Genomic DNA, 17989 nt, shown 5'->3' on the forward strand with positions numbered 1-17989 from the left:
TAGGCCGCGGTGCATCTCGCGAAAAACACGGTTCCGATCCGGAAGAACTGCGCGCGAACTGGCACGGCACCACACCGAAGCTCGGGTTATCGAAAGGTAGATCCAGGCCGCGAAATCAAAGGGCCGCGGCGTCGGTCTCTCCGGTGCGGATGCGGACCGCGTGGACGAGATTGATGACGAAGATCTTGCCGTCGCCGATCTGCCCGGTTTTCGCAGCGGACGTGATGGCCTCGATGGTCTTGTCGACCTGATCAGAAGCGACAGCGACCTCGATCTTGATCTTGGGCAGGAAGTTCACGGCATATTCGGCGCCGCGATAGATTTCCGTATGGCCCTTCTGACGGCCATATCCCTTGACTTCTGTCACCGTGAGACCGTGAACACCAATGTCGGTCAGGGCGTCACGGACGTCTTCCAGCTTGAATGGCTTGATAATTGCCATAACCATTTTCATGGGTTCTATCCCCGCTTGGGCCCGGCCCGGAAGTGGCCGGGCGTTTCTCGACTTGTTCGCCACGACGGTAAAGTTTCACTACCCGAGCACCCAGGCTCTTGAGATCAAATCCCGTGCCAGATCGCCGCTTTGCCTAACGGATTATGAAAACGGGCGGGTCAGCGAACTTGCGCGATCGCGAGATCAGCTCCTGCTTGGCCGAGCCAAATTCCAGCGGGTCCTTAGTCAGCGGGCAGACGAGGATCTGCAGCAATTTTTGATCGAACACTATTTCAGGGCGTTCGGCGGACGCTGACATCGGCGTCTCCGGCATTGCCTCTAACAACGCCCCGGCGCATGCCGGCAAAAAAGTGGACGCCGCGTCGTCTCAGCGTTCATTGCTACTGCGTTTGCCCAGACGATGCGGAGACAGAAAAGGCGCAATGGTGCAAGGTCGCCGACCAGCTCCGCCAAAATTGCCCAAGCTTGCGCGCTTGCTGGCGAGGCTTGGACCGATGTGCTGGCCTATGTGACCTTCTCGCCGCAGCCCCGGACCAAGCAGCACTCCACCACCCAATCGAGGACCTTAACGACGAGATTAAGCGGTGCACCGAGGTGGTCGGCATCTTCCTGAACGAAGACGCCATCGTACGCCTGATCGGCGCGATCCCGCTCGAGCAAAATAATGATGAATGGGCCGTCCAACGCGGCTGTTGCATGACTCTGTAAACCGCTGCCAATGAATGATGCAGCCTTCAGCCTTCAGCCCTCCGGCAATCGCCAGCTGATCTGCCCGGCTCCTGCCTACGATCGCGGTGATCGCCGCCAGCGACACCACGCAACGGGATACGATTGCCGCGGTCGGGATACCCTGTCATTCTCGTAGCGCCGGAGCCCAAGGAAAGGATGCAGATGATACATGGGCCTTAGCCCCATCGACAAGCCCACCACCCGCTATCGTTTTCGCCTGTGGGTGGTCACGAGCATCGAGTCCCCTGTCCGTTCGCGGCAGGCTGAGCTTAGGAGAGCCGCCGAGCTCAAGCGCCGCAACGGCATGGGCAGCAGGACTTTAGGCCGTTCCAAGGTCACGAGAACGAAGCCTGCGGCAGATCGGCCGTTTGTCCATCTCTCTTGTTGAGTCCGAGTCATGGAGGAGGGGATCAATCGGTGCGGAGGCCCGCTTGGGCGCAAGCTGTATTTTTCAAGAGTCTCGGGAATTCTCGATGGCGGGGTTGATCCTGCGGGCATTAGGAACCGGCAGATTGGTCGTCTGCTGGCACTCGGGTAGGTTATCTTTTTTAGAGAACACCCCAGGCTCGGTAACGCCCTCGTCCAGTGGTCTCGCGCAGACCAAGCTCATTTACGAGACTCAATGCTGCACGCGGTGTGATATCCAGCTCTTCTGCGATCATGCCGGCAGAAACGACTGGCCGGCTGAAGACGTAATCGATAAGCGCCGGCAATTTCGACGTCGATCGATGGCCGGCCACCCTTCGAAGCATCAGAGTGCGTTCGTTCAGCCACCTGTCGTGCGTCTTCAGGCCAATCTCACCAGCGGCCGTGATGGCCTCAAGCTCCGCGACGAGACGGGTTGCAAGGTCGCGCGAGCGGCGTCGCTCACGCGGGATCGTCTTCAGCCCCTCATGCAGGCAAGCCAGGTGTGAGCGTGCTTTTCTCCGATGACCTAGCAGCGCAGACGTAAGCAGCTGGCCAAGCCAGGGTCGGTGCTGAAGGGGCTCGAGACTGCGCCAGCTGTCCGCGGCAATGGCCGCCGCGAGCGTCGGAGGCAGGCTCCTGCTTTGCTGAAGGCCGCGTCTCCAGACGGCAAGACGCTTTTCTTCGTCCCAATCGGGGTCGTAGACCAGTGGATCCCGCTCGGTCATTCGACGGAGATCGCTGGTTAAGATCTGGTCGGTCTTGGCGATCGCGGCGTCGATTTCTGCGAAAGCCTGCGCGAGTCCGTCATTGCTCTGAGTTACAGAAGAGTAGTCGTGGGTTCTCGGCACATGGCTGTCCTGCTCCGCCTCATGATGCGTAGTTCCGATGTTCGGCGGTTCGCAGTCCTCCTCTTCTATTCCATTTGTGCCGGCTAACCCGCGCAGATCGGTGATCCCGACGGACGAGAGAGCCCAGTCGGGGCCCTCGCGGTGAATGCGCCGGCGGGCGCGGAGTACATCGCGAGCTCGGCTCAGCTCGTGAGTTGGCGCACGAACATCCATGCCAGCGTCATGAAGAACGAGATCTTCGAGGTGGACGAGTTCGCCTTCCAGCCATAGAGTGGCGCATGCGTCGGTGAAGTGCGTCCGACTAATCCAACCGTCTCGGATTGGGCTTTTCGCAAGGCGCTCATCTAGACGGGCTAAAGCATCTTCCGCGGCTGCGAGCGGAAGTGCAATCGCCGACCAGGGCAACGGTTCTGGTATTTTGTAGCTACTAGACAACGCCTTGATAACTTTGATGAGAATCGGCGACACGGAAGCTATCATGTCGCTAATTTCCGTCATAGCGACATAGCTTCAACTGCTATGATGAGCGTGCAAGCGTTAGTGCCGATCGGTCTTTAAACCGATGTCGGAGTCCTAGCCTCTATTCTCCTTCCTCGGCCGTCCGCCTGTAGAGCTGTAGAGCAACCCGGTTGGCATCATTACTACCGGCGGGGGCAGTTGCTGGGCGGCTCATCTACAAGCGGCGATGGCCCCCCACTGGGCCCCGCATGAGTCTGGCGCATGATTAGGCAGTCTGTAGCGGCGGTGCGAAGGTCATATCGAGAACTACCCCTCGCGGAGATAGCAGCCAGATTTGGCGAGTAGGCGTGGCAACGGTCGTCTTGAAGAGTTCAGTTCCGACCAGCTAACGGCGTATCGGCGGATGGTCAAAGAACGGTTACGAGACTTCTTCAAGAAGGGTTCGAACGATTAGCCAACCGTAGTTCGATTTGGAGCTTCGCGGGCCTTCACTCGCTCTGGCCAGTCGTGAGAACGCCTGTATCAAAGGCCTAGATTGAGCTAGGCTGTGTTGTCAGCTGACAACGTTTTGCTGCGAAGTGTTGGTGTCGGATTCACCATTAAAATGCATTAACCATGTTTCGCCGGACGCGCGGGCTACAAGTGCTCGAATGGGCGACCCGTCGGAATTCTGCAGATCACCTAGGAGGTGTTGTCAGCTGACAACGCCGACTCGCCTGCTTTCTCATCGCGCCTCTTTTGCCCTCCCCCACATCGCACAAGATGTTGTCAGCTGACAACAGTACGGGGGCCGACCGCAGACTACGAGACAAAGGCTCTTGAGCCGGTTCCGAGCGGGGATCGTCTCGAGCGGGATGGATCCATCCGAGCGGTAAATTGCCGGATCAACAATGTAGTTTCCTCAAGCGCCTTACCCGACCAGTCCATCTGTGTCGGTTTGGGGTGCAGTCTAGTCCCCGCTGGGACTGTCGAGGCTCGACCAAAAGTTGGAGGCCCCTTCGGGGGCAGTGGCGTGGTATGCGAGTACTTCAATCGCGCGGGTTGCATGGTCCACCGGGTTGATTCCTGACATTTTGGACCGGGCTGATGCCTGACAATATTCGATCATTGTTCTCCTGTCTGCGGCGTTTCCTGCGCGATGCGGAGCCGCGCGCGCGGCGGAGCAAAGCGCAGGAAACGCCGCTCGCAATTGATCAGCCCGAGATCGCGACCGCAGAAGCGCACGAGGTGGCCGCTAGTGTCGTGCTCACAGAGGCCGACGAGCTCACCTGCGAGCGCCTCGCCAACGAAAACGTGCTCGCCGCGCCATTTGATATCGCCGGTGGGACGCACCCGGCGAACCTCGTGATCGGCGTCGTACCAAGGGTCATCGAGACGGCGTGGCAAGGTGCGCGAGGGCGACTGCCAGAGTTTGACGGGCGGCATCTGGTCGAGCGCCTCATGTGGCCGCTCCTGGTTGAAGTGGTGGCGGAAGGCATCGAAGCGGCGTTGCTGCTCGGCGACCGTTGCCGCGGGCGGCTTCGTGGTCTGGGCCTTCAGCGTGCGGTGCATGCGCTCGTGCCGGCCGTTGTCCTGCGGGCTCGCCGGGGGGATGTAGCGCGGTTCGATACCGAGCTTGAGCCACCATACCGAGAGCGCCGAAAGGCCGCCCGCCCCCGTCGATCCAAACGGTGCACCATTGTCGGAGCGGATCGCGGCGGGAAGGCCGATGTCCTTGAAAACACGTTCCAGGGCGCTCCTGACGCCCGCCCCCGTCGGATCGACGATGCGCACTTCGATAAGATAGCGGCTCGCCGCATCGGTGATGGTCAGCGGATCGCAGCGGTTGCCGTCGCGGGTTCGGAACCAGCCCTTGAAGTCGATCGCCCATTCTTCGTTGGGTGCGCTTGCCGGCGCCGCCACCTCGCCTTGCGCAATCGCCCGGCGTCGGCGCCGACGCGCCTCGACCAGGCCCTCACGCTTCAGGATGTCGCCGATCGTCGAGGCTGCCGGCCAGTCGACCTCCGGCCGCTCATGCTCAAGCCATGCCTTGATCTTCTTCGGGCCGAAATGCGGAAACCGCTGCCGCGTCGCGACGATGCGATCGGCCAGCCGCCCCGCCGTCGCATGCGGGCAACTCGCCGCCGCGTGGCTGCGCTCCTCGAACCAGCGCCGCTCCCCGCTCTCCCGACGCCGCTTCCAGACGTAGAACGTCTCTCGGCTGACGCCGTGCCGCGCGCACAGCTCCGTCACCGAAAATGCCCCCGTCTCGTACTCTCGAAACAACGCGACACGCTCCTCCACAGGACTGCTCTCCCTGAAAGGCATCGCCTGATCCTCCTTCGAATCAGACGAGCCTTGCCTGTCAGGAATCAACCCGGTCTAATCTGTCAGCACTCAGCCCGGTCTGTACCCATCCAGCCCCCCGCCCGGCATGCAAGCAGCGGGTGGCGCATTCCTCGCTCGTGCCGCACCATTGCCCGCTTGATGGATTGGACAGCGCAACGCGAACGCTAGCGCCATTCGCCGTCTCCAGGCGTCATCCGTTTCCCTTGCCGCTAGTTGTCCCGCATGTTGTCAGCTGACAACAGTGCCGTGGCAACCGTGGAGCGTGGGGTCCGTTCACCTGCCGCTCGTTTCGCTAGGCTCAGAAGCCCCGAGCGACCAAGGAGGAGTCCGGGGTGGCCCAGGTAGCCCTGAACCAACGGCGAGCATCAGAAAACCCGCCAACTAATTCACCGCTCGGACCTCTTCCGGAGTTAAGGCGGTGAGGAGGTCATCCGTGGTCATGGCGGGTGGTTTGGCCTCGGGCCGCGTGCGGACGGTACCATGTTATAGCGGGTCCTAGGCGCGTGGCCGCTCGCGTAGCGAAGCCTGCAATGCGCTCGGTCTTTCCCGTTTCTTTGTGGCCGGGCCTAGTGACCGCCATTCTCTCCCTTGGCGAAGGCTTGGCGCGATAACAAAGCCGTTGTCGCTCATGCCGGATGTTGAGGCCGCAAAAGTAGGTGATGACATCGTGTTGAGAAAGGCACCGCACCTTTCCTCGTCACGGCGGATTTGGGAAAAAGCCAGGCACGAAGCTTCGCGTCGCGACGCGGATGAACTCATGGTTGGCGCCGCGGCTGTCCCCTTTTGGGAATCATGAGTGATGCGATAGCCGGTACTGAGAATCTGGCGAAGCCTCTAACGTCGGTACGGAAGCCCCGCCGGGCTGAGCGGCGCTCCGGCCCGCCAGTTCCAGATCCGTATGCGGCTTAATCCAAAGCGGGGCAGGATGCGGCCAACGCCGGCCGGTGACACCTTGATCGCTGGCGCTGCCGCGCACAATGCCTCGACGGCTAAGGTGGCTGTGGGTGGCGGGGGGTCGGCGATGAATGGGTCTGGAGGAGCGAGCGCGCAAAGTTAATCCTTTCATTCTTGCGCCGACTCGGGAATCGTGTTGAGTCTGCAGACGGTAATCCGCCGTCTGAGCTGCAAAAACCGTTTTGGATTGGAAAGATGAGAGTTTTTGAGACAGAGGAGGGGTGGCCGGAGACAGCGAGCGCGCGCATTTCCTGCCATGCCACTCTACTCTCTGGTCAACTCCGCTCGTTGGGCGCCGCCCTTTTTCCACCAGCGGCTGCCAAGACTCTTCGCCCGTTCTCCTCCGGAGAGGTGGCCAAGATCGTTCGCGTGTCAGACGGCTATTTGCGGCAACTTTCCCTCGACGGCCTGGGACCTGCCCCCGCGATCGGTCATGGCGGGCGGCGGTCGTATACCTTAGCTCAAGTGAATGAGCTGCGGGCCTATCTGGCTGCAGCCCGCCCGCGGGAGGCAGTTGATTTTCTCCCACGGCGGCGCCCCGGCGAAAAGCTTCAAATCATCACGGTCGCTAATTTCAAGGGCGGCTCGGCCAAAACAACGACCGCCCTGTATCTGGCCCAATATCTCGCCCTTTCCGGCTTTCGAGTTCTGGCCATCGACCTCGATCCGCAAGCCTCTTTGTCGGCCATGTTCGGCTATCAGCCGGAATTCGACATTGGGCAAAGCGAAACCATTTACGGCGCCATCCGCTATGACGACCAGCGCCGCCCCATGCGTGAAGTTGTGCGGCCGACCTATTTCGAGGGTATAGGCCTAGTGCCTGGCAATCTCGAACTCATGGAGTTTGAGCATCACACGCCGCGCGCCATGGTCGAGCGCCGCGAACGTGGACATGATCTTTTTTTTCGCCGCCTAGCGAGCGCAATCGATCAGGTAAGCGACGACTATGATGTCGTGGTGATCGACTGCCCACCTCAGCTCGGCTACCTGACGATGGGCGCTTTGAATGCGGCGACGGCGATGCTGGTGACAATCCACCCGCAGATGGTCGATGTCGCATCGATGAGCCAATTCCTTCTGATGACGTCGGATTTGATGTCCGTCATCGAGGAGGCGGGCGGCCGCCTCGATCACGATTTCATCCGCTATGTGATCACGCGCCATGATCCGAATGACGTGCCTGAGGCTCAGATCGTTGCGCTGCTGCGCAATCTGTTCCGCGAAAACGTGCTGCAAGCGACAGCCTGGAAATCCACTGCGATCTCCAATGCTGGCCTGACAAAACAATCGCTCTATGAGCTTGACCGCGGATCCGTCGGACGCGGCGCCTATGACAGGGCGGTTGAATCTGTCGATGCTATCAATGCGGAGATCGTGCAGCTGCTGAAGAAGGTGTGGGGACGATGAGCAAGCGCACGGATGCTATCAGGGGGCTTTTTACTGCCGCACCTCAGACGAGTCCGTTGTCAGCTGACAACACAGCACCAGCGCCGCTGGCGCGGGTGTCGTCAGGTGCTGTGCGCTCGCTGAAGGAATCTTTCTCAGAAGTTGAGAAGGAGAATCAGGAGCTTCGGGACAAGCTCACATCTGGCGCGACGATCGTAGAGATCGATCCCGGTCTGATAGATCCCTCGCCCGTGTCTGATCGTTTTCGCGACGACGACACGGCTTCTTACGAACTTCTCAAGCAATCGATTTCGCAGATCGGCCAGGAGGTTCCTGTCCTCGTCCGCAAGCATCCGACAATGCCGGGACGATATCAGAGCGCTTATGGTCATCGCCGGGTGCGTGCCGCGCGCGAGCTGGGTATTGCCGTCAAAGCGATCCTAAAACCGCTCTCCGACGAAGCCCTCGTCGTGGCACAAGGCCTTGAGAACGCGCCGCGGGAGGATTTGAGCTTCATCGAGCGCGCGATGTTCGCAATGCGCATCGAAGATGCCGGGCACAAGCGCGCAGTCGTTCAAGACGCGCTCGCAGTCGATAGGGCCGAAGCGTCAAAACTGATTGCGGTTGCGAGATCCATTCCGCCCGACATTATCGATGCTATTGGCAAGGCCCCAAAGGTTGGCCGCGGGCGATGGCAGAGCTTTGCTGATCTCTTGGCGGATGCGTCGGTGATCGACCGCGTAAGGGCGGCGATCGGGGACGACAAGTTCGCCGGCCGTGAGTCAGACGACAGATTTCTGACGGTGTTCTCGGCCGCGAATAAACCTGCTGCAACTCGCCAATTCGCGCGATCGTCTGCTGTGCTCGCCTCAGATGGACAGCGCATCGCTCAGGTCCGTCAGGGCGATCGAGAACTCAAGTTGACCATCGACAAGAAGGTCCCGGCGTTGTTCGCGGACTTTCTTATCACCCAGCTTCCGAACCTGTTCGAGACGTTTTGCAAATCGGACAGATCCGAGGAGACCACCGGGGCTTAGCCGCCTCATGAACAACCGCGAACCAGGAGCAGCACGGCAAAAGAAAAAAGGCCCCCGCAACGTCACCGTCCCGGAAGCCTCTCTTCGTAGTTTGGCGACTAAAGAGAATCACTTCCGCGCACCATAGTCAAGAGTCTTGTGAGAGACGGCGCCGTTTCGGCGAGCAGATTTTCTTTGCCCGCATAAGGCAAAGACATGCAATCACGTGCCCCAACGACGCCCTTTGGGCGGCGCTCGTTGAAGCTTGCCCATGTGGCAACACAAGTCGCAGTATCGACCAGGCCATCGGAAAAGATCGTCCATAAATGGAAGATCTTTCAGGCCATCTGCATCGCAAGGCCGCGCCTCGGTATCTCTGAGCGTGCGCTGACGGTGCTGGATGCTCTGCTCAGCTTTCATCCCGAGACTACGCTCACGGGTGAGGGTGACCTCATCGTGTTTCCGTCAAACAATCAGCTGACGCTGCGAGCTCACGGCATGCCGGTGTCCACGTTGCGGCGTCATCTCGCTGTGCTTGTCGACGCCGGGCTCATCGTTCGCAGGGATAGTCCGAACGGCAAGCGCTACGCTCGCAAAGGCAGCGGCGGTGACATCGAGCGCGCCTTTGGCTTTGACTTGTCGCCACTCGTCGTTCGCGCCGAAGAGTTCGAGAGGCTGGCTGAGGAAATCAAAGCGGAGGCTCGTGCTATCAAACATGCGCGCGAGCGCATCACACTCTGCCGTCGTGACATCGCCAAGATGATTGCAACGGGCATCGAGGAAAACGTGCCGACCCACAGGGAATGGAAGGGGCCGGCTGATTGGGACGAGGTGCATCGGGCATTCCGTTCGATCGTCGAGACGATTCCACGCCGGGCGACCTGCCAAGAACTTGAGGCGATCGCCGACGAACTATCGCAGCTTGCCGACGACGTCCTCAATCTGCTGGAAACTCACGTCCAAGCAGCAAATATGAGCGCCAATGAGTCCCATACTGAGCGTCACTTACAGAATTCAAACCCAAACACTCTTACTGAACTTGAACCTAGCCTCCAAGAAGGCAGGGCGGCGAGTACCGAGCCGCAACCACAACCGGCGCGATTTGCGGAAGGCTCCTATCCTTTGGGTATGGTCTTGAGCGCATGTCCAGACATCGTCGACTACGCCAAGGGAGGGATTTCAAACTGGCGCGATTTCATTGCGACTGCGGCGGTCGTTCGATCCATGCTTGGCATCAGTCCCAGCGCGTGGGAGGAGGCGCAGAGCGTCATGGGGGAGACTCAGGCTGCAATTGTGGTCGGCTGCATCCTGCAGCGAGGGGAGGTCATCCGTTCAGCCGGCGGATATCTGCGGGGGCTGACGCGAAAAGCCGAGGCCGGCGAATTCTCGCTCGGGCCAATCCTAATGGCGCAGATCAACTCACGACTGCACGAAAAACGAAGGGCCTAACGGCTAGTCTAGGTAAGTGTCTCTTGGGCCCAGCGGCTCGGGCCGTCGCAGGTTTGATGTTGAGGTTCAATTTGAAGAGGTCTTGGCTAACGGACTGGGCGCGAAGGCGACAGCACCTCAAGAAACGTCAGGCCAACATTGCGTACGGGCTAATGAGCGGTGACACCCACAGATTAGATCGTATGCGCCGTCGTTTTGCAACGACCTCAAGGCGCCTGATTCGTTCGCCGCAGCGCAGCAATTATCCGCCGCCAATTAAGCCCTTCGAATCTGTCTTGGCCTTGCATCGCTGTCTTTACGTCATGGCGCGCAGCCACGGCTGGCGCCATGGCGTCGACCACCGCCGGTACGAACTGCGGAACGTCCGCTTTTGTTGCCGGCGCCAGGTAAACACCTGTTGCGGTATCAGCCCGTGTCGTCGGGCATCTCGTCGCCGCCAGCGCCCACGAGTTTTGGCCGAGTGATATGCCTCGATAATGCTGCGCCGCGCTCGAGCATAGCTCTATAAGCCGCGCGACCATGCGTCCGCGAGTCTAAACGAAATGCTCAGGTCCGAGAATTATAAGGCTAACGTTTCTCATCTGCGACCTGCCGTGTGGGTAAACAAAAACCTGATCTGACGATCAGCCAAGGCACGAAGGCAATGCGCAACGGAACCAATCGTGCCGGCCGTTTAGACGGTCCACGCCTAAAAAAGGGTAACCCCGGCATTGCTGCCAGGGTTTGTGCTGTTGGATTTTGCTCAGCGAGATCCCGGATCGGCGGTACACCGCTTGCGCGCTGCACCGCGTCCGGGACGACTCGTCGTTAGAAGTCCATGCCGCCCATGCCGCCGGCGGGGGGCATCGCGGGGCCGGCAGCGGCCTTCTTCGGCAGCTCGGCGACCATGGCTTCGGTGGTGATCAGGAGCGCTGCAACGGAGGCTGCGTTCTGGATCGCGGTGCGGACCACCTTGGTCGGGTCGATGATGCCTTTGGAGACCAGGTTGCCGTATTCGCCGGTCTGGCTGTCGAAGCCGTAGGCGTACTGGTCCTTCTCCAGGATCTTGCCGATGATCACCGAGCCGTCTTCACCGGCGTTGATCGCGATCTGGCGAGCGGGAGCCGACAGCGCCTTGCGCACGATCTCGACGCCGGTCTTCTGGTCGTCGTTCTTGGTGCGCAGGCCCTTGAGCTGCTCGGAGGCACGGAGCAGGGCGACGCCGCCGCCCGGGACGATGCCTTCCTCGACAGCCGCGCGGGTCGCATGCATCGCGTCATCAACGCGATCCTTGCGCTCCTTCACCTCGACCTCGGTCGCGCCGCCGACGCGGATCACCGCGACGCCGCCTGCGAGCTTGGCAAGACGCTCCTGGAGCTTCTCACGGTCGTAGTCCGAGGTGGTCTCCTCGATCTGCGCCTTGATCTGGGCCACGCGCGCCTCGATGTCGGCCTTCTTGCCGGCGCCATTGACGATCGTGGTGTTCTCCTTGTCGATCATCACCTTCTTGGCGCGACCGAGCATGTTGAGCGTGACGTTCTCGAGCTTGATGCCGAGATCTTCCGAGATCGCCTGGCCGCCGGTCAGGATCGCGATGTCCTGCAGCATGGCCTTGCGGCGATCGCCGAAGCCCGGAGCCTTGACGGCCGCGACCTTCAGGCCGCCGCGCAGACGGTTCACAACAAGCGTGGCCAAGGCCTCGCCTTCGACGTCCTCGGCGACGATGACCAGCGGCTTGCCGGTCTGCACCACGGCCTCGAGCAGCGGCAGCAGCTCGTTCAGCGAGGAGAGCTTCTTCTCGTTGATGAGGATGTAGGCGTCGTCCATCTCAACGCGCATCTTGTCGGCGTTGGTGACGAAGTAGGGCGAGATGTAGCCGCGGTCGAACTGCATGCCCTCGACGACGTCGAGCTCGGTCTCGAGCGACTTGGCTTCCTCGACGGTGATGACACCCTCGTTGCCGACCTTCTTCATGGCGTCGGAGAGGAACTTGCCGATCTCCTGGTCGCCGTTGGCCGAGATGGTGCCGACCTGGGCGATCTCGTCGTTCGAGGTGACCTTCTTGGAGTTCTTCTGGAGGTCTGCAACCACAGCCTCGACCGCGAGGTCGATACCGCGCTTGAGGTCCATCGGGTTCATGCCGGCGGCGACCGACTTGGCGCCTTCCTTCACGATCGCCTGGGCCAGCACGGTGGCGGTGGTGGTGCCGTCGCCGGCCGCGTCAGCGGACTTCGAGGCGACTTCGCGCACCATCTGGGCGCCCATGTTCTCGAACTTGTCGTCGAGCTCGATCTCCTTGGCGACGGTGACGCCGTCCTTGGTGATGCGGGGAGCGCCGAACGACTTGTCGAGCACGACGTTGCGGCCCTTCGGACCGAGCGTGACCTTCACCGCGTTGGCGAGGACGTCGACGCCGCGCAGCATCTTGTCGCGCGCTTCAACCGAGAATTTGACTTCTTTGGCTGCCATCTGGAATTTTCCTTAAGGTGTTTGACTGGAGGGAGGAGGGAGGCTCTTAAGCCGCCTTCTTCTTGGACTCGGCGACCTCGAGAACGCCCATCACGTCGCTCTCCTTCATGATCAGCAGGTCCTGGCCGTCGATCTTGACCTCGGTGCCGGACCACTTGCCGAACAGCACGCGGTCGCCGACCTTCAGGTCGATCGGGATCAGCTTGCCAGCTTCGTCGCGGCCACCGGGGCCGACGGCGACGACTTCGCCCTGGGAGGGCTTTTCCTTGGCAGTGTCGGGAATGATGATGCCGCCAGCGGTCTTCTCTTCTGCGTCGATGCGCTTGACCACGACGCGGTCGTGAAGCGGACGGAATTTCATGCAGTCCTCCTAATATTTGCACGAGTTGAGACTTCAACCTTGTGAGCAATCGATGCCTACGAGTGCTAGCGCAGACGCAGCTGAAATAGGACGGGGCTTCTACAGGAGCAAGAGCTTCCAGCAAAAAATCACACTCAGAAGTCGTCTCTGCCAGAATCATTTATCGTAGCTAACTGGCCCGGCCGCTATTAGCGCAGTGTGAGGTTGCCCTGCTCGGCCGAGGTCTGCACGATTTCGCGGCGGATGCTCTTGGCCTGGAAGAACGCTCAGACATTGGTGCGCTCGAGAGTCTTAGTAGTTGCTAAAGCCATTCTTGGTCTCATTGACTGCTCGGATACGGCTCCGGCCGAAACGAACCCTAGCGCTGATGAACGCGCGACGTAACAGGAGTTCGCCGGGCTTGCTTCAGTGGACGGAATTCTCATCGAGTTAGCCGCGACATCCGCAACAGCCAAGGAGTGTGAACAGGTTCGGGATGCCGTCTCGTTCTAGGCAAGCCGATCTTGAAAAATAGCGCCTTTTTTCATCTCGCTCCATCGCTAACCTTGGCAGTTGACCGGAGCTGGATGAAAGCGGCCAGGGGCCGGCGGCGACCTCTTCAAGGAGCTGAACGAAACGCCCGCGCGGGAGAACTGAATCAAGACGAGATCAGCGCTCACGCAAAGTTCAATCGCGCTTCGTCCGCCCTTCTTCCGCGGTGATGCTGATGATCGTATACGCATGCTTCTCGCGTCTTATATTGCGACGAGATGGGCTTCCGGGGAGGCAACGAGATGCAACGCCCCCGGTTTCACCGCATCTTCTTCAGACCGCTCGCGAAGAGTGGGGGCGGCACACGACTGGATCGGGGGATACGCCGAGTCCGCCCCCGCATCACCTTGAGAGGATTGGTGACGCGAGTTTGAAGGTAGCAAACAAGGCGATAGCGTAGCTACTGCAACTATCTCACACCAGGATGGCTCGCATGAGGGTTGAATCGGCCGTGGCGATAGGTTGTATGCTGTTGGGTCCTCGGGTGTCCCGGCTGTGCGGAGAGAAGAAATGCCGATTGTCACGACAGCGAGCGCAAGTGACGGACAAAGAACATTGCAGACAAGACGAAAGATGTGGTTCGGAGCCTAACATCCATCAGCAACAATGCTTCGATTTTCGCCGTTAGTCGCCCCGCTCAACGCGGTCTTCAATCTCGATAGTGCGTCAGACTGACCTCTTTTTGCGCTCTGATCTTCCCCCGAGAAAGCGGACGGGTTTAAGCGGCTTTTAGCTCCATCTCGATCGGAGGGATATATCCGATGGCGGAATAGAGCCTGGTTCGATTGGAGAAGCCCGCGATGAAGGCGAAGATGTCGCGCCGGGCTTCGGCACGGGTCTGGTACTGACGATGATGAACGAGCTCGGTCTTGAGGGTGTGGAAGAACCTCTCCATCGGGGCATTGTCGTAGCAGTCGATGCGTCAGGCCCGCGGCGGTAAGGGCCGCGCGATACTCGTGTGAAGCGTACTGCACTCCGCGATCGGAATGATGGACCAATCCGGCGTCCGGCCGCTGCTGGCGAAGCGCCATCGTCAGTGCGGAGGAGACGAGTTCGACCCGCATGTGATCCGGCATCGCCCAACCGACGATCTTGCGGCTGAAGAGGTCCATGACGGCTGCCAGGTACAGCCAGTCCTCCGCCGTGGGACGTAGGTGATATCGGCCAGCCAGACCCGGTTTGGGGCCGCGGCGGTGAAGTCGCGCGCGATCAGGTTTGGTGCGATCGGCAGATTGTGGCGACTGTCGGTGGTGCGGACGCGACATGGCGGCGCCATGATCGCCCGAATGCCATGCCGTCGCATCAGCCGTTCGATCCGGCCACGGCTGGCCCACGTCCCCGCGTCCGCAGGGCGGCGTGGACTCGAGAACTGCCGCTGGCTGCTCTCGCGATGGACCTGCCGGATCTCGGCATCGGCGTCGCCTGCGTGGTGGGCCGCCACGCCGCCGATGCCGGCTCCTGCCGGAATTTGTCTATCCAGCGGCGCAGCACCGCGCAGACCGAGCTCCTTGGCGACCGATCCGATCGATCGACCACTCGATACCGCCAGTTCAACGGCCTAGCGTTTGTAGTCCTCTGTGAACCATCGAAGTTGACGTTCTGGCATTCGATACCTCCGGGCTCTCTGAGCTACTACAGGTGTCCACTTATTCGGAGGAGGTGCAGAAGTCCTATCTCACGAGCGTCAGAAAGGCGCCGATGCATCAGCCGCTCAGAGCAGCCGTCATGGATTTTGAGGTGGTGCATGATCGCGTGCTGCGCGATCACATTGGCGTTCGAGGTCATATGTCCCTGCAACTTCCTGGCCGCAGAAACGATCTCCGGGGGGCTGCTAAATAGCCCAGTCGCCAGCGAGTGATCGCCAGTTCCTTGGAGAAAGCGTTGACCAGGATCGTCCGTGAACGTACGCCGGGCTGCGCCATGACAATCGATTCATGGCGCTCACGAGTGAATACGAAGCTGGAATAGCATTCGTCGGAAAAGATCCATAACTGGTAGTTGATGCGAGGCCTCCGATAGCTCGAAGGGTACTTCGATCATAGACTGCACCAGTAGGATTGTTGGGCGAGTTGACGATAATGGATTTCGTGCGCGGTGTACCAGCGGCGCGGATTGCGTCAATATCGGAATTATATCGGGGCGGGCGGGCATCAACGAACACGGGTTTTGCGCCAGCGAGAAGAACCTGGGACGGGAATGTCGGCCGGCAGGGACGAATGGCGATGGCCTCGTCACCCGGATCCAGCAGAGCCAACGCAACATTGAGCAGCCCTTGTTTTGCATCCGCTTCGAGACTCTAACTGCCGCTGGATGAACATTCAGTGGCAGGTCAGCAGTTATAACGATATCGTTCAAATGCCAGCCGATGCCGGTTTCCGATGACAGCTTTTCGGCAACGGCGCTGCGAAGCGGCGTCAGGCCGATGGCATCCGTATAGCGGTTTATCTTGGCCTTGATGGCGGCAATTGCCCCCTCGCGGGCCGATGATGGTGGATCGATGATCACTTCACCCGCCGCCAGATCGATGATCGGACGGCGCCATCGGCAGCTAACTTAGCTGCGTCACGAGCGGCGGCAGTGCCCGAACCTAAAAGCAAAGACAGTGGTTGCGCCAGCAGGCGCTCCTCCTGAGCTGATTGTGGTCTTTCACGATCGAACCACTCGGCCGCATTTCGCGATCTGCTCAGTCATAGGTCGCGCTTCGATTACGGCGAACTCCGCAGCAGATGAAGCCTCATAGCCACTCGAGATAGGCGCTCCCTCCTCAATCCAGGCAATGCGTCCTTTCGATTGAAAAGGGCAGCAGAACGTCCTCCCGCCGGAGTATCGGAAACCGCAACGCCAAACCAATGTGCTCGAAACCGCTACTGAGGCGGTGTTCACCAACAGCGCGCGAGCGACTCCGTCGTGGCCAATCGGCGTGGCACATCGGTGGAATGTGGAACCTGCGCGCCGGATGATCGTGTCAGCGAGCCGATCACGCCCTTCCACGCTAAAGGAGAGGACGCACTGACCGTGCTGCATTTCTGCGGTCGATTGTACAGCGCATTGATCACGTGCATTGGCAAGAACAGACTGTGATTCGGGTCGCATGCGGAATTCCTTGCAAGTGACGTGTGAGCAGTCGGGCGCACGTCGGTCAAATATTTGATGCACCGACGCCACCATATCAATTGATAAGTGTGGTAGTTGATCGCACAACCTGTAAGGCATTGGCTTCAGTGGAATGCGCTCTGCAATTCAAAGATCTTCGGTGCTGTCGATGGCGTAACGCCTGAGATCGTCGCATGCATGGCTGCGAGCTGCAACTTTCGAACAGACAAGCAAGAAGCTTTTCTGTGCGGGCCTTGTAGCTCCGGACTCGATGATATCGTGCAGGGCCGCAACGATTGTCGACCTCGGGGTAGCGCCCAGAATTGCACCTGGTTCATCGTCTTAAATGGTCGTGGTCTATTGGCGAGAGGGTTGCCGCGGTTTGTTTCGTGCGGAAACCCGGAAATCGAGCCACGATCCGACAGGAGAAACGATCGACCCTTTCATTAACGGAGCTGCTGCGGCGACATCCGTTGCCTGGCCGATCATCAGATACTTTAAGCGGGACTATCGACAAGGGCGATTGAACCGCAACAATCGATCGAGAACGAGATATCGGGTGGATGAAGACCTATCCTGGGTCAAGATATCGCTCTTCCGCGCGAGCGAGTTCGTCGTACCTTAATAACTCGAAGATCTCTTCAAGGGTCGCGATAGCTGGCTCAATGCTGGCAACGCCTTCCTCAGCGATAATGCGGCCGCAGACGTGCCGCATTGCCGCAGTCGCAGCTCGCATGGAGTGATTGGCCCAGATCACGGTAGAGATGCCGGCATCACGGTATGACGAGACCGGCGTTCGATAGTATTTTGTTGGAACGATTACGACAGGTCGGTGGTTCTGCCAGGAACTCGCGAACGAGAGTATCTCGTCCGCCGTGCTCTTACGCGAGTGAATGAGGATCGCGTCGGCTCCCGCAGCGGCGTAAGCACTAGCGCGTACCAGTGCTTCGTCCATTCCATGGCCGGCGATCAGGGCTTCGATCCGAGCCACGAGGACCAAGTCTTCCGCCACTGTATCCTTCACTGCCCGCAGACGGCCGGAGAATTCATCGATATCTGCGAGCGGATGCCGATCGCCAATGAACGAGTTCATTTTCGGAAAGCAGCTGTCCTCAAGCGCGACGCCGGCAGCGCCGCGCTGACGGAGTTTCCGTGCCAGCAGGCGTGCATTGTTGAAGTTCCCGAAGCCGCCATCACCGTCAACGAGCACAGGCAGTTCGGTCGAGTCGACGATCCGCTCGACCACGTCGACGAGTTGGCTCCATGATGCTTCGTTGGCATCTCGGTAGCCAAGAGAGGAGGCGATTGCGAGGCCCGACGCCCACAGACCTTTGAATCCCGCGCGCTTGGCGATTGCGCCGGAGAGCGCATCGTGAGCTTCCATGAGGAAGGAGAGGTCGCGGTTGGAGCAGATCTGAGCGCGCAGCATTTCTGCAAGTGAGGCGCATGGTTTAGGGCGGTTGCCGAGAACTGACTGTGATTGCATCGCGACTCCTTTGTTGGGACATGTGACCGGCGGACATTC

Annotated in this window: 11 protein-coding genes and 3 pseudogenes; 4 read left to right on the forward strand and 10 right to left on the reverse strand. The window is 59.9% G+C overall.

Annotated elements, in window-relative coordinates; translation table 11 throughout:
- Positions 1-115: 115 nt before the first annotated feature.
- Both glnK and XH89_RS40395 read right to left on the reverse strand, forming a co-directional pair.
- Positions 116-454, reverse strand: coding sequence for a P-II family nitrogen regulator (gene glnK / locus XH89_RS40390; RefSeq protein ID WP_128929799.1), 339 nt, complete (start codon positions 452-454; stop codon positions 116-118).
- A gap of 133 nt (positions 455-587) precedes the next feature.
- Positions 588-752, reverse strand: a complete 165-nt coding sequence (locus XH89_RS40395) for a Trm112 family protein (RefSeq protein ID WP_128929798.1) — start codon at positions 750-752, stop codon at positions 588-590.
- Between the two features lie 38 nt (positions 753-790).
- Here XH89_RS40395 and XH89_RS40400 point away from each other — a divergent pair.
- Positions 791-1141: pseudogene (locus XH89_RS40400) on the forward strand (transposase); the annotation flags it as partial.
- 590 nt (positions 1142-1731) lie between these two features.
- On the opposite strand, the gene XH89_RS40405 reads toward XH89_RS40400, so the two are convergent.
- Positions 1732-2919 (reverse strand): RHE_PE00001 family protein, encoded by a 1188-nt coding sequence (locus XH89_RS40405; protein WP_128929796.1) that lies wholly within the window; start codon positions 2917-2919, stop codon positions 1732-1734.
- Positions 2920-4002: 1083 nt separating this feature from the next.
- Positions 4003-5205 (reverse strand): integrase core domain-containing protein, encoded by a 1203-nt coding sequence (locus tag XH89_RS40410; protein WP_128929795.1) that lies wholly within the window; start codon positions 5203-5205, stop codon positions 4003-4005.
- 1170 nt (positions 5206-6375) lie between these two features.
- Between XH89_RS40410 and repA the strand changes: the two genes are divergently transcribed.
- The 3 genes from repA (at position 6376) to repC (ending at position 10031) form a co-directional block, all read left to right on the forward strand.
- Positions 6376-7587 (forward strand): plasmid partitioning protein RepA, encoded by a 1212-nt coding sequence (gene repA / locus XH89_RS40415; RefSeq protein WP_128929794.1) that lies wholly within the window; start codon positions 6376-6378, stop codon positions 7585-7587.
- On the forward strand, positions 7584-8603 hold the full coding sequence (gene repB, locus XH89_RS40420) for a plasmid partitioning protein RepB (RefSeq protein ID WP_128929793.1): 1020 nt from the start codon (positions 7584-7586) through the stop codon (positions 8601-8603). The genes repA and repB overlap by 4 nt, the downstream gene beginning before the upstream one ends.
- A 195-nt stretch (positions 8604-8798) precedes the next feature.
- Positions 8799-10031, forward strand: a complete 1233-nt coding sequence (gene repC / locus XH89_RS40425; RefSeq protein WP_128929792.1) for a plasmid replication protein RepC — start codon at positions 8799-8801, stop codon at positions 10029-10031.
- A gap of 807 nt (positions 10032-10838) precedes the next feature.
- On the opposite strand, the gene groL is transcribed toward repC, so the two are convergent.
- The 6 genes and pseudogenes from groL to aepX all read right to left on the reverse strand — a co-directional run bounded on the left by groL (position 10839) and on the right by aepX (position 17893).
- Positions 10839-12479: a chaperonin GroEL gene (gene groL / locus XH89_RS40430; RefSeq protein WP_128955104.1), complete on the reverse strand. Its 1641-nt coding sequence runs from the start codon at positions 12477-12479 to the stop codon at positions 10839-10841.
- Between the two features lie 46 nt (positions 12480-12525).
- On the reverse strand, positions 12526-12840 hold the full coding sequence (locus XH89_RS40435; protein ID WP_128955103.1) for a co-chaperone GroES: 315 nt from the start codon (positions 12838-12840) through the stop codon (positions 12526-12528).
- Positions 12841-14089: 1249 nt separating this feature from the next.
- A pseudogene (locus XH89_RS41680) lies at positions 14090-14745 on the reverse strand (IS3 family transposase); the annotation flags it as partial.
- Between the two features lie 407 nt (positions 14746-15152).
- Complete coding sequence (locus XH89_RS41960) at positions 15153-15374, reverse strand: aminotransferase class I/II-fold pyridoxal phosphate-dependent enzyme (RefSeq protein WP_308421724.1); 222 nt, start codon at positions 15372-15374, stop codon at positions 15153-15155.
- A gap of 71 nt (positions 15375-15445) precedes the next feature.
- A pseudogene (locus tag XH89_RS41965) lies at positions 15446-15625 on the reverse strand (DegT/DnrJ/EryC1/StrS family aminotransferase); the annotation flags it as partial.
- Between the two features lie 1410 nt (positions 15626-17035).
- Entirely contained in the window at positions 17036-17893 is an 858-nt protein-coding gene (gene aepX / locus XH89_RS40455) for a phosphoenolpyruvate mutase (protein WP_128930179.1), read from the reverse strand.
- Between the last annotated feature and the right edge of the window lie 96 nt (positions 17894-17989).

This window comes from Bradyrhizobium sp. CCBAU 53340, from assembly GCF_015291645.1.
Classification (GTDB): domain Bacteria; phylum Pseudomonadota; class Alphaproteobacteria; order Rhizobiales; family Xanthobacteraceae; genus Bradyrhizobium.